The organism is Aeribacillus sp. FSL K6-8210, assembly GCF_037963925.1.
Lineage (GTDB): Bacteria > Bacillota > Bacilli > Bacillales > Aeribacillaceae > Aeribacillus > Aeribacillus composti.
In genome coordinates this window covers 1,113,983-1,128,772 of the sequence record NZ_CP150172.1, presented here as the reverse complement: position 1 = coordinate 1,128,772, position 14,790 = coordinate 1,113,983, and the positions used below count along the sequence as shown (strand labels likewise).

Annotated in this window: 13 protein-coding genes and 1 pseudogene; 4 read left to right on the top strand and 10 right to left on the bottom strand. The window is 38.9% G+C overall.

The window, feature by feature from the left end; translation table 11 throughout:
- Positions 1-17: 17 nt before the first annotated feature.
- Positions 18-791, top strand: a complete 774-nt coding sequence (locus NSQ41_RS05600) for a sulfotransferase family 2 domain-containing protein (RefSeq protein ID WP_339199227.1) — start codon at positions 18-20, stop codon at positions 789-791.
- A 47-nt stretch (positions 792-838) separates the two neighbouring features.
- On the opposite strand, the gene NSQ41_RS05595 is transcribed toward NSQ41_RS05600, so the two are convergent.
- The 8 genes from NSQ41_RS05595 to gmd are packed head-to-tail and all read right to left on the bottom strand — an operon-like array spanning position 839 to position 9,319.
- Positions 839-2,575 carry a DUF4214 domain-containing protein gene (locus NSQ41_RS05595; RefSeq protein WP_339199224.1) on the bottom strand — a complete coding sequence of 579 codons (1,737 nt, stop codon included), beginning with the start codon at positions 2,573-2,575 and terminating at the stop codon, positions 839-841.
- 26 nt (positions 2,576-2,601) lie between these two features.
- Positions 2,602-3,306, bottom strand: a complete 705-nt coding sequence (locus NSQ41_RS05590) for a sulfotransferase family 2 domain-containing protein (protein WP_339211181.1) — start codon at positions 3,304-3,306, stop codon at positions 2,602-2,604.
- Between the two features lie 21 nt (positions 3,307-3,327).
- Positions 3,328-4,962, bottom strand: coding sequence for a hypothetical protein (locus NSQ41_RS05585; RefSeq protein WP_339199219.1), 1,635 nt, complete (start codon positions 4,960-4,962; stop codon positions 3,328-3,330).
- 34 nt (positions 4,963-4,996) lie between these two features.
- Positions 4,997-5,497, bottom strand: coding sequence for a hypothetical protein (locus NSQ41_RS05580; RefSeq protein ID WP_339199217.1), 501 nt, complete (start codon positions 5,495-5,497; stop codon positions 4,997-4,999).
- Complete coding sequence (locus NSQ41_RS05575; protein ID WP_327862826.1) at positions 5,494-6,531, bottom strand: glycosyltransferase family 4 protein; 1,038 nt, start codon at positions 6,529-6,531, stop codon at positions 5,494-5,496. Before NSQ41_RS05575 ends, NSQ41_RS05580 begins: the two co-directional genes overlap by 4 nt.
- A 6-nt stretch (positions 6,532-6,537) precedes the next feature.
- A complete protein-coding gene (locus NSQ41_RS05570) occupies positions 6,538-7,653 on the bottom strand; it encodes a DegT/DnrJ/EryC1/StrS family aminotransferase (protein ID WP_339199214.1) in 1,116 nt (371 codons plus the stop codon).
- A 41-nt stretch (positions 7,654-7,694) separates the two neighbouring features.
- On the bottom strand, positions 7,695-8,333 hold the full coding sequence (locus tag NSQ41_RS05565) for an acetyltransferase (RefSeq protein WP_339199211.1): 639 nt from the start codon (positions 8,331-8,333) through the stop codon (positions 7,695-7,697).
- A 5-nt stretch (positions 8,334-8,338) separates the two neighbouring features.
- The gene (gmd, locus tag NSQ41_RS05560; RefSeq protein WP_327862823.1) at positions 8,339-9,319 is read right to left on the bottom strand and encodes a GDP-mannose 4,6-dehydratase; all 981 of its coding nucleotides are present in this window, start codon (positions 9,317-9,319) and stop codon (positions 8,339-8,341) included.
- 246 nt (positions 9,320-9,565) lie between these two features.
- On the opposite strand from gmd, the pseudogene NSQ41_RS05555 reads away from it, so the two are divergent.
- The 3 genes and pseudogenes from NSQ41_RS05555 to NSQ41_RS05545 all read left to right on the top strand — a co-directional run.
- Positions 9,566-9,943: pseudogene (locus NSQ41_RS05555) on the top strand (transposase); the annotation flags it as partial.
- Positions 9,944-10,507: 564 nt separating this feature from the next.
- Positions 10,508-11,731, top strand: a complete 1,224-nt coding sequence (locus NSQ41_RS05550; protein WP_339199208.1) for a glycosyltransferase family 2 protein — start codon at positions 10,508-10,510, stop codon at positions 11,729-11,731.
- Positions 11,728-12,675 (top strand): GDP-L-fucose synthase, encoded by a 948-nt coding sequence (locus NSQ41_RS05545; RefSeq protein ID WP_327862821.1) that lies wholly within the window; start codon positions 11,728-11,730, stop codon positions 12,673-12,675. The genes NSQ41_RS05550 and NSQ41_RS05545 overlap by 4 nt, the downstream gene beginning before the upstream one ends.
- Here NSQ41_RS05545 and NSQ41_RS05540 read toward each other — a convergent pair.
- Both NSQ41_RS05540 and NSQ41_RS05535 read right to left on the bottom strand, forming a co-directional pair.
- Positions 12,669-13,784 (bottom strand): glycosyltransferase family 1 protein, encoded by a 1,116-nt coding sequence (locus NSQ41_RS05540; RefSeq protein WP_339199204.1) that lies wholly within the window; start codon positions 13,782-13,784, stop codon positions 12,669-12,671. The genes NSQ41_RS05545 and NSQ41_RS05540 overlap by 7 nt on opposite strands.
- A complete protein-coding gene (locus tag NSQ41_RS05535) occupies positions 13,781-14,785 on the bottom strand; it encodes a sugar phosphate nucleotidyltransferase (RefSeq protein ID WP_339199971.1) in 1,005 nt (334 codons plus the stop codon). The genes NSQ41_RS05540 and NSQ41_RS05535 overlap by 4 nt, the downstream gene beginning before the upstream one ends.
- Positions 14,786-14,790: the final 5 nt, after the last annotated feature.

Here is a 14,790-nt window from a genome sequence, read left to right as displayed (position 1 = left end):
AAAAAAGGCGGATGAAAATGGGAACAATGATTCATATTCAAAAAAAAGCCCCTTTAGTAATTCATCTTCATATGCCGAAAACCGGCGGAACAACATTAAAAAAAATCATCAAAAAAAATTACCCGAGAAGTAATGTTTTCGACGTATACTTAGACCATCAACAATTGGAAACACGGCTTCAGGAGATAGCTGAAAAAGATGTCAAGTGCTTGCAAGGTCACATGCCTTTCGGAGTTCATCATGTTTTCAAGCAGCCAAGCACTTATATTACACTGTTAAGAGATCCGGTTGATCGGATCATTTCAGAGTATTATTTTATCCGAAGCATTCCCTGGCATAATTCTCATTTAAAAGTTTCAAAGATGAGTTTGGAAGAATATCAGGAATCACCAATGAATCAAAATTTGCAAACTCATTACATTTTAGGGGGAAAGTTTGGTTCTCCTCTATCAGAAGAAGATTTTGAACAGGCAAAAAAAAATTTAGAAACACATTTTTCCGTTGTCGGCATTACGGACATGTTTGATGAATCTTTATTTTTGTTGATGAAACAATTTCAATGGGCGAACACGCTTTATACGAAAGCAAATGTCACAAAAAAAAGACCCGCAAAACATGAAATTTCCCAGGAAACAATTGAAAAAATCAAAGAAAACAATAGAACAGATATAAAACTTTATGAATTTGCCAAACAGCGATTAACCGATCGAATTTCCTCTTTAGATTTTTTGACAAAAAAACATTTGAAAATTTTTAAGAAAAAAATAAACGAGTATAAACAATTACATTAATATAGCAGAGGGAAACGGAGATGAGAGTTCAGAGAAATTAGCGAGCTTTAACCTATGAGTTCATGCATCAATGCCAAATATTCGCTTGATACATCTGACCACGTTCGCTCCAAAGTTGAGCGAAAGGCCGCCAATTGTTTTGGCAGGAGATAATTGTGCTGTTTCCACAAGTTGAAGAGCGCCCGTTCAATCTCTTCTATTTGATAAGGATTAAATGGGACAAAATCGTTCAAATCATGAACTATCTCTTTTACCACTTCCATATTGCTGACAGCAACAGGAGTCCCCATAAGTAATGATTCCAGCATTTGAAACGGGCAGCTGCCTTCAAAAAGCGTTGGAACAACTGTGCCAATGGCATATTTATATAGAAGGGAAATATCAGTCCACGGCAGCCTACCTAAAAAAATAATCCGGTTTCTGAAGTCCGCTACTTGCTCCTTCTGCAAAATATCTTTTATCTTTCCAGCTAAAGGGCTGTTTACATAATGATCAGTGAAAACAAATTTCAGATCGGCTTCTGGATAATTTTTACTAAATCGCAAAAACGCTTCAATAAGCCTTTCTATATTTTTATGCCAGCGAAACACTGTTGGATATGTCATATAATTTCCATACAGTTTATATTTGTTCCTAAATGCTTCTTCCGTTGTTACAGCGGATGAGCTGTACTCCTCCCTCGGCGCAGCAAGTCTGATTACGCACGTTTTCTCAATAGGCAGTTTTAGCACATGCAGCCCTTCATGATTTCTGATAAATTCGGAATGAAATACAATTTTTTTAGCTTTCTCTGCTACCTTTTTTACAGTTTCATGAAATTGATCGTAAAAGATTTTATTTTGTTTATACATACCTTGAAAATGTGTGTAAACAAGATCATGCAGACAGAGAATCATCGGCTGTTTTAAATCAGCTGCCTGTTTCATCCCGGCGTATGGGACGATCCAGCCATCAACCATTACGTTTTCGTTCAGCCAGCCAATTGTATCAAATTGAATCAACTTTATTTGTGCAGGAAATACTTTTAACAAAGTTTGAAACGCCTGTTGGATTACGCCATAATTAAGCGCCTCTATTGCTATTATTGTTTTAATACGGCCGTTGTTTTTTAACATTCCTTCAAGAAGTCTTATGACAAAACGCCCAATCCCTTCGCCGTCAAAATTGTGAATCTTTATAGAGTAACAGAGAAATACTCCTATTGTTACATTGTTCGAAAATGATTTTTCCACCTTGCTCCTTCCTTTATGAAGATGTTCTCTTTCTGGCCGGACTTTGGAAGCGAAAGCAAGAGCCATTAAAAGCTTTCGAAATTCTTCTGAATAGATGAGACGAAAGATGATTTTGATTCGGGAAATGCCTTGTTGAAGCCGCTGAATTTGATCATTCCATTCTTCTTGTCTTGGCTTGCGAAGAAGAAAATGTTCATAGATTTTAAGTATGAAGTCTTCATTTTGGGTAAACAGACACTCTCTTATAAATTTTAATACTGTTTGTTCGTTGTTTTTCAATTGATTGTTTGCATATAATTTTTTAGCCTCTTTGCTTTGCATCATTTTTAGAATTATTGCAAACTTTTTGTGACTACTAGAAGCCTGTGTAGCAAGAGCCTGCAAACTATCTTTTTCCGGCTCCCGCTCAAGTATTTGTCTGTATAGCTCCCAAACGAAGTCATTTCCATCCAGCTGAAGCACTTTTGACAAAAAATGCACAACCGTCTTGTCGCAATGGCCATACATTTTTTGTAATTGTTTGTTTCTTTTTCGCAATTCGGCAAAATTCATTTGACGGCATCTCCTTCCATCCAAATTCAAATGGATGCAAAATTTCTTTTAAATTGATTGAGCTCACGCTTCGTTTGATCATCTAGCCCTGCTATTTTTTTTAAAAGCTTATTTTTAGCAAAATTGTACACTTTTAAATCAATTTCATTTTTTTTACATATTATTTCAATCGTCGATTTTGGCAAGTGTTCTCTTAAAGGCCGATTGCGGTTGACATTACTTTTTTCCACAAAGACTTCTTGCCAATGAAACTTCTTTTTCATAAAAAACAGTGACTCGGCAAAAAATTCCGTAATGCCCACGACAGAAAAATAAGTTGTTAAAATCATTTTCGCTTTTTCAAAACTTGGAGGATCATCCCCACAAATAAAACGGGTTTGCAAATTGCTATAGGTCAAATTGAATATGTCATCGTTTAAATAATCTTCAAAACTGCCGTCATAAGGGTCGAGGTAGGGGCTTTTATAGCGGTAATAAAACCATGAAGTCACGTGTTCAACCGGTTCTCTCAACATTGTGATATAAGTGCATTTTTTAGATACATAACGATGCGCGCCAAAAGGCAGATGACCTAAAATTGTCTCAGCTCGATCCAGATCCATTTTTAGTTTAGATAAATCCCCTTTTTCATAATGAAAATTGTTTTGATATTGTTGTTCGATCACTTTTGTTAAAGTCGTACCGCCTGTTTTTGGGATGTGAAGAAAAATAAGAAGTTCATTTCCATTCACTTTGCTCACCCTTTCCTCAGATTAATCCAGTTTTTCGACGATTAAATTCTTTAACTCAAACGTATGATTTCCATTCCAGACAAACCTAATTTCCTTCAATAGTTCAGCTGTTTGTTGCGATATTTCCGCAGAAAACGCAACAATATTTTTTCCTTGCTTTAAATTGGAAACAGCGGTTGATCTAATCAATTGAAACTCTGGATTCCAAACTCCGATCGAAAAAACTCCAACAGATGAAGGAAACGATTGTCCACTGATCAATTCAAGAGAAAAAGAATACCTGCCAGGGGACATCTTCTGAATATATTGTCCTATCAACATTCCAACCGGATCTGAACCTTTTTCAGCCCTCTTCGCAATAAATTCGCCTTTGTGGTCGTAAATCATTTTTCCCGTTGTTCCGCTGATGTTCTCCATACTGAAAACTGTCCGTTGCCCCATTATGACCGGCAAATCCGTTTGAATATCAGGACTTCGGAATAAGGTATTTTTTGATAGATTGGCAATCGTTGTTTGTGCACGCTCTTCTTTTCGACGTTCCCGAATGTACGGCCTTATGCGGCGGAAAAATATTTTCGTTCTAGTTAATGCTGCTTGGCGGCTGAATATTTTTCCAAATACGTTCGATTGATCGTTCGCAAGGTTTTGCAAAGCTTGAATATTGTTCATTTTGCTCAAGACAAACTGTTTTATTTCTTTTGGATTTGCACACATGCCGATTTTTTTCAGTTCATTGTCGTTTATACCGTGATCGCGTGCTTCTTGAGCCAGACCTGATTTTTCAAGAAAAACGACTGGCACTCCCATTTCAATCGCTTCAATCGGAGTGTAATGCAAATGGTAGTTGGAGCCTAAACCGAAATAAACGAAAATCCGGCTTTCTGTAATTTTCGAATAAAATGACAAATCGTCCAAATGGCCAAGAATTTTGTCGGATATGCCTTTAACTGCATTTTTAGAATTTTTTCCAAGAACAACGAATGGAATCTCTTGAAATTCATTTATAAAATTTTCGAAAATCCCCCTTGCTGCAGGATTACTGTCCAAATAGGAAATCGTCGTGCTTACATATGGTTTGGAAAATGGACCTTTCCATGCAAATTCAAGCCTTTCTTTTGATACAAATGCATTTAAATAAAATTTATTTTTGATGATTCTCTTATCTTCCCGATCATCTAAAGAATGTAATATCGGGCACCAAACATATCGTTCGGATGCAGTGATTTGACCGATATCTACATGAAGACGGTTCATTTGCTCCGTATAAGTTGTATAATCTCCATGGCCAAAAACACGGAATACAATGTATCCATGAAACCATTTGCTAATATTTTGCAAAATTTCTGGGTAGTTTGAAACAAATATGCAATCGATCCATTGATTGATCAGTTTTGCTTCTTCTGTTGACAAATTTCCTTTTTTTCCTAATATGTTTATTCTTCTAATCTGTTCCACAATATTGGTGGGAAGCGTGCATGACTTCCTCCAATGCGGATAAAGCCGGTCTGTTTCATCATCGTAGCGGCTGTCAAATTTTAACCAAAACCGGTCTCCCAAACATGGAATGACTTCGGCGCCGGCCTCAATTAACAACGGAATTTCCTCATATCGCAGCGTTTGATGAGTGCAAAGCCAATAAATCCTTGGTGCAATCATTCTGACACCTCCAAAATTCGGTCTTTTCTTCACATCAACAGATGAGTTTCTCGATGACTTTGTCCCAGCATTTATGTTCAGATAAAGGATGTGACAATATTTCACAGTCTTTCTTCCAATGTCTCTGGATGAATTCACGATCTTTAATCGACGGTGTATAAATGGCTGAAACATCAGCAATTGATCTTGCTCCAAAGTGAATCACTTTATCGATCATACGCGGCTTTAAATTCTTTTTTTCCAACTCCTGAAAAAAAGAACTGGTGTTCATAAGCCACCATGTTTTGCTCGAATGATCGACGAAACAGGCCGGAATTTCAAGTGCAATAATTTGATCAAAAAAACATTGAAGATGAAGCAGCCTGATCGACTTCACGTGGTCAATCAAAGCTTTTGAATCTGTCCAATCAAAAGGGATGTGGATAATTTCCGTTTGATGTCCGAATTGACTTATTTTGTTTACTAACTTCCTGGCTAATTCGTCTATACAATCTTTTTGGAAAGGTATAAAGTTTTTCACAACAGCGATTCTCAACTCAATAACCTCCGAACAACATGGTTCCAAGAAATGTCCATTGATTTCAATTTTTCATATCCTGCTTCACCGAGCTTTTTAGCCAGTTTCCTGCTGAAATAAAGTCTATCAAAACATTTGGCAAGTTCTTTCGGATCCGGTTGTGACACGAGTCCGTTTTCTTCATGTTCAATCAGTTCGAGTGTGCCGCCGGAATCAGTACAAGTAATAACAGGTTTTCGAGAGTAATAGGCTTCTAAAGAGGGATATCCGTAAGAATCCTCTTGATATGGGATATATAAGCAGGAGAGCGCTTTTGCCATTAATGCAATTTTCTCCTGTTCCGTGATCCATCTATTTAGAATCCAAACTTTGTTTGCTAAGCCATTCTTTTCGATCATTTGTTCTAAAAGAAATGCCATTTCTTTTGATTCGGTTTTTCCTGCAATAATGAGCTTTACACCTGACCTAGTGTATTTCATGGCTTTTATGGCTAATTGCTGCCTTTTATGATGAACGATTCGGCTCGGATAAAAAAGAAAATCACCGTACTTATCGCAATAAAATGCATCAGGATCATATAAAGGAGGATAGAGCACTTCAGCATCAATATGATTAAATGTTTTTAAGCGGTTCTTGACGGTATGCGAGTTAGCAAAGATTTTTTTTGCTTCCGAAAAGGCCAAATTGTCCGCTTCTATCATTCTGTTTCTAATATTCCTTCCGCTATCAGTATTCGGAATATCTTGATAGCGGGTTCCCCAAAAATCGTAAGCCCCTCGATGATGATGGATAAACCAGATCACTTTCTGCGGATGCTTCACCAAATAGCTTGGAGGTCTGATGGCAATAAACCGATCTATATTTTCGCTTATTGGAAAAGAACGAATTGCTTTCATTTGCTGAAGCATCGTCGGGTAGTAAGAGAGAAAAGGTATTTTTAACATTTCCGTTTGATGGCCATACTCTTCTAGCTTTGCCTTTAGCCAATCAGCTATGAACGTTGCGCCGCCCCTCACATAAGGTACATACGTGCTTCCGATTAATATCTTCATCATCTTTTATCCTTTGCAATGGTATAAAATACGTTCTGCTATATATTGAATTTCTTCTTCTGTTAAGAGAGCATGAGTTGGCAAATTCACTCCCCGCCGCGCAATGTTTTCAGCAATTGGAAAACGGCCTTCCGTCTCTTGATATGGCGGCAATGTATGCATTGGATAAAAAATTGGCCTCGTCTCGATTCCATCATTTCTCAAGAGATTCATAAACTGGTCTCGATCTACTTTTGAGCGGTTTTTCAGCAAAATCGAATACATCCAAAATGAATGACGGGCCCAACTTTGTTCCTTTGGAGTTTCAATAAATTTTCCCAGCGGTTTTAAATAGTGGTCATATAAAGTGGCAACGGTGCGGCGTTTCTTTAAATGAAATTGAATGTTCTCAAGCTGCCCGAGGCCGACAGCGGCTTGAAGATTTGTCATGCGGTAGTTGTAGCCGATGACAGGAAACCAATATTTTTTTGTTGGATCCATTCCTTGATTTCGAAGCAATCGGATTTTCTCATCCAACTTATTATCATTTGTCGTAATCATGCCTCCTTCTCCCGTTGTAATTATTTTATTGCCAAAAAAACTGAAACAGCCTATATGTCCGATTGCTCCAACTTTCTCTCCCTTGTATTCGGCACCATGTGCTTCAGCTGCATCTTCGATAACATACAAATTATATTTTTCAGCAAGTTTCATTACTTGCTCCATATTAACCGGGTGTCCGTATAAGTGAACGACCATAATTGCTTTCGTGCGATCGGTAATTTTTTCTTCCATTTTTTCCGGATCGATATTCCATGTTTTCTCCTCGCTGTCAACGAATACAGGGGAGGCTCCGCAATATGAAACAGCATTGGCTGATGCGATATACGTTAATGTCGGAACAATCACCTCATCTCCTGGTTTTATGCCGCATGCCAGTAAAGCAAGGTGCAGGGCAACAGTCCCGTTGGCACATGTGATGGCGTATTTTGTTCCGCAAAATTCAGCGAATTTCTTTTCAAATTCATCGACATATTTTCCAACCGAAGAAATCCATGTTGATTCAAGGCAGTCCAATACGTATTTTTTTTCATTCCCGTTCAAAAGCGGGTGTGCTAACGAAATGTTATAACGATTGCTCATGTTGTTCACCTTTCTACATTCATTCATCCCTGATTTTTGTGTCAAGGCTTGTTTTCTTTGAATATCCTTGCCGGTACGCCGGCAGCCTTTTTATAATCAGGTATTTGCCGAATGACCACAGCTCCGGCTCCAATAACCGACCATCTTCCAATTTTCACATTTGGAATCACTTTGCTTCCAGTTCCGATGAACGCCCCTTCTCCAACATGTACATTTCCAGCAACATTCGATCCAGGTGCTATATGGGTGTGGCTTTCGATGACAGCATCGTGATCAACTGTTGCACCAGTATTGATAATGGCATTATCACCAATAACTGCATCTGCATTTATCACCGCCCCAGGCATTACCGCAACCCCTTTGCCCATCTTGACAGTCGGAGCTATATAAGAAAACGGGCTGATGACATTCAGGTGCTGAAATCCTAATAAGGATAGCTGTTCGAATGCTTCTCTCCTCTTTTTATTGTCTCCGATGGCAACAAACGCATTCTGGATGCCTTTTTTAAGGAGTCCGGGAAGGATGCTGTCATCACCTATTACGGGCACTCCTTGCACGTTGGACTCTGTTTTCGATGGGGCTGTGCAGCCGGCTATCTCAAATTGGCTGCTGCTTTTTAGCATATCAATAATGACCTTCGCATGACCTCCGGCACCAATGATCACGATTTTTGTTTTCATGGACTTCACCTATTAACTTTTTTTAACTGTGATGAATATTTTTCTAAATCATAGTCAACCATCATTTTTACCAGCTCTTCAAAAGATACTCTCGGTTTCCAGTTGAGCTTTTTCTTCGCTTTTGTCGCATCGCCAAGCAGCAAATCGACTTCAGCAGGCCGGAAAAATTTTGGATCTTGGATGACAAATTCTCGCCAATCAAGACCGACATGATTGAAGGCAATATTGACAAATTCTTTTACTGTATGGGTTTCTCCGGTGGCGATGACATAGTCATCAGGTTTTTCCTGCTGAAGCATCAGCCACATTGCTTCCACATAGTCACCGGCAAATCCCCAGTCCCTTTTGGACTCCAAATTCCCAAGCCTTAGTTCTTTTTCCAAGCCCAGTTTAATTTTCGCCACCCCATCTGATATTTTTCGTGTAACAAATTCAAGGCCTCTCCTTGGCGACTCGTGATTAAATAAAATGCCTGAACAGGCAAAAAGAGAATAGCTTTCCCGATAATTAACAGTAATCCAATGACCGTATGCTTTTGCAGCAGCATAAGGACTCCTTGGATAAAAAGGGGTTGTTTCCGTTTGCGGTACTTCAGCCACTTTCCCATACATTTCGCTGCTTGAGGCTTGATAAAATTTTGCGTTTGGGTTTACGTTCCTTACAGCTTCAAGCATGTTGACGACACCCAGTGCAGTCACACTGCCTGTAAAAAACGGCTGGTGCCATGAATCGCCGACAAATGATTGAGCAGCTAAATTGTAGACTTCATCAGGCCGGGCAATCTTCATTGCATGAATAAGAGAATATAAGTCTTGTACATCACCGGGAATCATGTCAATTTCTTTTTCGATATGTTCAATATTTTGGTGATTTGGCGTTGCACTTCTCCTTTTTAATCCATATACTTTATATCCTTTCTTCAGCAAAAACTCGGCTAAATAAGATCCGTCCTGCCCAGTTATACCGGTAATCAACGCTTTTTTCAAGTTATCATCCCCATCCATATCAAAAGCCATTTCTACGTGCTAACAATATATGTTTTAAAAAGAAAAGCGTATAAATGATCAGCCTATTTTCAGTTATGTCCATATAATTGTGTAAAAAGGAAATAGAAAAAGAGCCATGTTGTTTCCCCTTTGGTAGAATAAACTGTGGACAAAACACTACACATAAGGAGGAATACAACAATGGCTCAAAATCATATTACTGGAAATGATGAACTTTTGCACGGGGCATGGCTGCTATTGGAACAAGTGCTGGCCAAATGGGAGGAAAAAGTGCCAAAAGCCATGCAGATCCTCGAAGAAGGATTTGAAGACGCCACAGCTGCATTGGACTAACTGGACCATTAGCGGCGGCACCTGCGCACGACCAACTGGGTAGAACGGCTGAACGAAGAAATCCGCCGTAGAGAACGGGTGATTCGCATCTTTCCGAACTGGGAATCGGTGTACCTCCTCGTTGGTGCCGTGTTGATCGAAATTGACGAAAAATGGATGTCCGGACGTAAATACTTGGATATGTCCGAATATTGGCAGTGGCGGAAAATGAAAGAGCAAGAAGCTCGATCGGTGAATCAGAAGGCTTCGGCGATCAAGAGAGTAGGATAACCCCTTCGCTGTGTCAAGGAGAACATGGAATATCGGAGCGAAGCGAGATATGCCGCAAAACTCCTTGGCACGTCTGTTCCTTGACAACATGATTGTTTGTCCGGGAAGGCGACCGGCTGGGAGACTTGCCGGACTTACCTTCTATACGTCAAGCCATCAGGTCCATGTTTTCTATCAAAGGTGTTTTCTGCAAGAAAAAAAAATACAGAGTGTTGCAGTATATCTTTATCAAAATTTTGAATAAATATACATATATGTGATCTATCCATCAAGGGCTTGACATGGATCCTCTGTAGCCATGATTCTTTAGCCAAGCGCCAGCTTCAACAGTTTTGGCAAAACCAAAAAAGGTTATCATGGCTCCTCCTCCATGTAAAGCCCCATTGCATATCACTGCATAAGGATTTTGCAATTCTCTGCACTTTTATTTTGCAAAAAACATCAAAGGGGAATTTACACAATAATTTGGACTTGACCATATTTCCATCTCTCACATATGAAGAAGTTCACCCATATATATAGATAGGCTTTTTATGATCTTAAATTTTTTTGAGGAGGTACATGATGCAAACAGTTCCCCATGTTACCATTATCACTCCATCTCTCAATCAAGCTCATTTTATCGAAGACACAATACAAAGCGTGCTGTCTCAAGATTATTTCTCATTGGAACACATTGTCATTGATGGCGGTTCAACGGATGGAACTCTTGACATTTTAGAAAAATACCGCCAAACAGACTTGCGATTTCGGTATATTTCTGAGCCGGATAATGGACAGTCAGAGGCAATCAATAAAGGGCTGAATTTGGCTAAAGGGGACATCATCGGCTGGCTGAACTCCGATGACACGTATTGCCAGAATGCTGTTTCAAACGCAGTGAAAGCATTTGAGCAACATCCAGAGTGGACAGTTGTGTATGGAAAAGCGTTTATTATAAATGAAAAAAACGAAATCATCCGCTCCTATCCTGTTCGTCCTTTTACTATGAATCAATTATTTCATTCTTGTTTCATATGCCAGCCGGCAGCATTTATCAAAAAAACAGCTTTCGATCGTGCCGGCGGGGTCAATGAACATCTTGATTTTTGCATGGATTACGATTTATGGATTCGAATGGCAAAAAGGAAAGAAACGTTTGGGTTTCTAAATAAATATTTAGCAAACACCCGATTTTATGCAAACAGCAAAACAGGTGCGAAACTGTTTGATGCCGGCTTTCCTGAAATTATCGAAACGCTCAAACAGCATTTTGGGGCAGTGTCCAAACAATGGATTCTTTTTTTTCTCAACCATTTCCGGCACAAAGGGTCTTACCAATTTCTGTATTTATTTAAAAAATATTCGCTGCTTGGAAAAAGTTCAAAAGTACATTTGTCAAAGAAGGTAGATTACCTTCCAAGTTTTTCCGCGACGATCAATTCCAATCCTTCAGAGCCTGTTCAAGCCATTTTATTTAAAGGTGAATTAAAAAAATTTCGCACATGCCGCATTGAGATTGTCCACAATGGAAAAACGGTTTATCATTCAACTATTCGAAAAGGATCTTTTGAACTTGTGATTCCTCTTTTCATAAAAAACAGGGAGATAATTGAAGTGAAATTGAAACGGCCTCATGACCAGTATTACGCAGGAGAAACAATTTTTCGGCTGGACCATCTCCTTCCTCTATCCAAAAAGGAATGGGAATTTTACCAAAATTTTGAAAAAGGAGCTCGTGAAATAACGAAGTGGGTTCATCAACATTTTCCTGATGCACACTTTCAAGAAAAGGATGAAAATACATGAACATAAAAGAATTAAAGATCATTGTGACTGGAGGATCTGGTTTTCTTGGAAAACATGTTGTCAGCTGCCTGAAAGAACGAGGATGCCAAAATATCTTTATTCCAAGAAGCCGCGACTACGATTTACGAAAAGAAAGCGACATTATCAATATGTTCAAAGATTTCAAAACAGACATTGTCATTCATTTAGCAGCTGTTGTCGGCGGCATTGGAGCCAATCAAAAAAAACCGGCAACGTTTTTTTATGACAATTTAATTATGGGTGTTCAATTAATGGAACAAGCAAGAAGGTTCGGCGTAAAAAAGTTTGTCACTGTCGGCACAGTCTGTTCTTATCCTAGGCTTGCACCCGTTCCCTTTCAAGAAAAAGACTTATGGAACGGCTATCCTGAAGAGACAAATGCACCTTACGGCATAGCGAAGAAAGCACTGCTTGTACAAGCTCAAAGTTACCGAAAGCAATTTGGTTTTAATTCCATCTTTTTAATCCCTGTCAATTTATACGGTCCATGGGACAATTTCGATTTAGAAACATCCCACGTCATTCCCGCAATCATCCGCAAATGTTTGGATGCAAAAGAACTAGGAAGCGAACACATTGTTTTATGGGGCTCCGGCCATGCAACGAGAGAATTTCTTTATGTGAAAGATGCTGCATGTGCAATTGTATTGGCGACGGAACTTTATGACGAGGGACTGCCTGTCAATATCGGAACAGGGAAAGAAATATCTATTAAAGCGCTCGCTCATTTAATTAAAGAGTTGACGGAGTTTGAAGGAGACATCTTATGGGATGAAACGAAACCGGACGGACAGCCCCGCAGGAAGTTGGATATCCGTTTGGCAAAAGAAAAATTTGGCTTTTCAGCCAAAACCGATTTAAAAACAGGTTTGCAGCAAACGATTGAATGGTACCGAAAACATAGGGACTTCACCAATCAATGATTTTTTATTTGATGAAAGATTTCAAGCAATTTTTGACCGCTTTTATCCCATGAAAAATTTTTTGAGCGGACTTTTCCTTTCGCAATCACCTTTTTTCTTATCTTTACATCCATTATTTTCACGAGTTTATCTGCTATATCGTTCGGATCATACGGATTGAACAAAAGTCCCGCTGATTGGACGATTTCCGGTATGCTCCCGGCGTTTGCTGCGGCGATGGGGGTACCGGTTTTCATCGCTTCAACTAACGGAATGCCAAATCCTTCAAAAAGAGAAGGATAGATGAGGAAACTAGCGAGATGATACATATACGGTATATCTTTTTTCGGCACATATCCTAAAAAGGAGATTTGTTCGTCTAATTGCAGCTTTTGAACGAGACTTTGGATTTTGTCAAACTGTTGAAGATCAGCTTTTTCATAACCTGTAAAAACAATGGATATTGAATAGTTGTGGTATTTTTTTGCAACGGATAACGCCTTCAGCAGATTCAGATGGTTTTTATGAGGCCAGAAATTGGCTGGATATAGACCGAATTCAACCGGAAGCTGATATTTTTTTTTGATGCGTTCGATTTTTTGTTTCCTGATAGGCTGCTGAAACTCTTTCGGAGCATCTCCATAAATGACATCTATTTCTTTTTTATTTACTTCGAATTTTTCGATTATTGTCCGTTTAGAAAAATCTGAAATCGTTATAATGCGGTCGGCATGTTCGAGGGCATCTTTTATATCGCGATTGCGTTTTTCCCTTTCACTTTGTTGAAAAAACTCCGGAAAATATTCATGCTGAACATCGGGAATTAAAACACAAACCGGAATGTGAACAACTTTTGGAAACCTTGTAAACAATGGGCACAATAAAACATCAATGTTTAATTGATCAATCCAAGTCTTCAACTGTTTTTCCGTAGAATTGTTCATGGAAACGCTCAATTTTTTTACATTACATCCTTCGATGTTGAACAAATGCATCTGAAATTCGTTCAGAAACAGATAAAATTCATGCTCAGATGTTCTAGACATTCCCTCTATTAAATTGGCAGCAAACTGCTCCATCCCGCCCATTTTTCCTGACCAAAATTGAATCATGTTTACCGCAATTTTCATGTTCCGTCATCTCGTTCCTTTAACAACCTTTTGATTTCATGTTCTTTTGATTTATGACAAATTAAGAGACCATCTTTTGTTGAAGCGACAATCAAATCTTGAATTCCAATCAATAACGCATGCTTTTGATCGACTTTTACAAGACAATTTTTTACATCACTGGCTGTGACTTGCCCTATCAAAATGTTTTCTTCCTCTGATGAGGAGTAAAAATGTTCCAATGAACTCCATTTCCCTACATCATTCCACTGTAAGTCAACAGAAATTGTGTAAATGTTGTCCGCTTTCTCTAAAATGGCATAATCAACTGAAATTTTCGGCAAGGACTTATACACTTTTTGGACATGCTCATCGTCTTTCGTAAACGGCTCCCACAATTCAGGTTGAAACTTTTCCATATAGTACGCAATGGTCGATGGTTTCCAAATAAAAATGCCGCTGTTCCAAAAAACATGATCCATTTGATACAACGTTTTTGCCAGAGCGTAGGAAGGTTTTTCAATAAATGCTTTCGCCCTGAATACCGAATCCTCTTTCTTCACGCATTGAATGTAGCCATAACCCGTTTCCGGCCTATCCGGTTTTATGCCAAGCGTCACGATCGTATTAGACCTGCAAGCTATTTTTTCGGCAGCTTTCAAAGCCTTTAACAGCTCATTAGCATCTGGAATATAGTGATCTGCAGGTACAGCAGCAAATACTTCATCATCCTGTTTTTTTAAAAATGTTCGAGCGCAAAAAGCCATGCATGGTCCAGTATCTCTTTGGGCGGGTTCGATGAGGATCTGTTCATCAGAGATGCCCAATTGATCTTTTATCAAATTTTTATATTGTGCTGTAGTAATAATATATATATTTTCAACCGGCATCTGCCCGGAAAAACGTTTATATGTTTGCTCTAGCATCGTTTCATCCTGTTTGGTGAGCGGAAGAAATTGCTTAGGTTTTTCCTTTGTACTCCAAGGCCAAAATCTTGTACCTTGTCCTCCAGCCATTATCACGACTT

Excerpts from the sequence above, each read along its gene's own strand:
- NSQ41_RS05600 (WP_339199227.1), top strand. The coding sequence starts at position 18 with ATGGGAACAATGATTCATATTCAAAAAAAAGCCCCTTTAGTAATTCAT.
- NSQ41_RS05550 (WP_339199208.1), top strand. The coding sequence starts at position 10,508 with ATGCAAACAGTTCCCCATGTTACCATTATCACTCCATCTCTCAATCAA.
- NSQ41_RS05575 (WP_327862826.1), bottom strand. The coding sequence starts at position 6,531 with ATGAAGATATTAATCGGAAGCACGTATGTACCTTATGTGAGGGGCGGC.
- NSQ41_RS05565 (WP_339199211.1), bottom strand. The coding sequence starts at position 8,333 with ATGAAAACAAAAATCGTGATCATTGGTGCCGGAGGTCATGCGAAGGTC.
- NSQ41_RS05570 (WP_339199214.1), bottom strand. The coding sequence starts at position 7,653 with ATGAGCAATCGTTATAACATTTCGTTAGCACACCCGCTTTTGAACGGG.
- NSQ41_RS05595 (WP_339199224.1), bottom strand. The coding sequence starts at position 2,575 with ATGAATTTTGCCGAATTGCGAAAAAGAAACAAACAATTACAAAAAATG.
- NSQ41_RS05545 (WP_327862821.1), top strand. The coding sequence starts at position 11,728 with ATGAACATAAAAGAATTAAAGATCATTGTGACTGGAGGATCTGGTTTT.
- NSQ41_RS05540 (WP_339199204.1), bottom strand. The coding sequence starts at position 13,784 with ATGAAAATTGCGGTAAACATGATTCAATTTTGGTCAGGAAAAATGGGC.
- NSQ41_RS05585 (WP_339199219.1), bottom strand. The coding sequence starts at position 4,962 with ATGATTGCACCAAGGATTTATTGGCTTTGCACTCATCAAACGCTGCGA.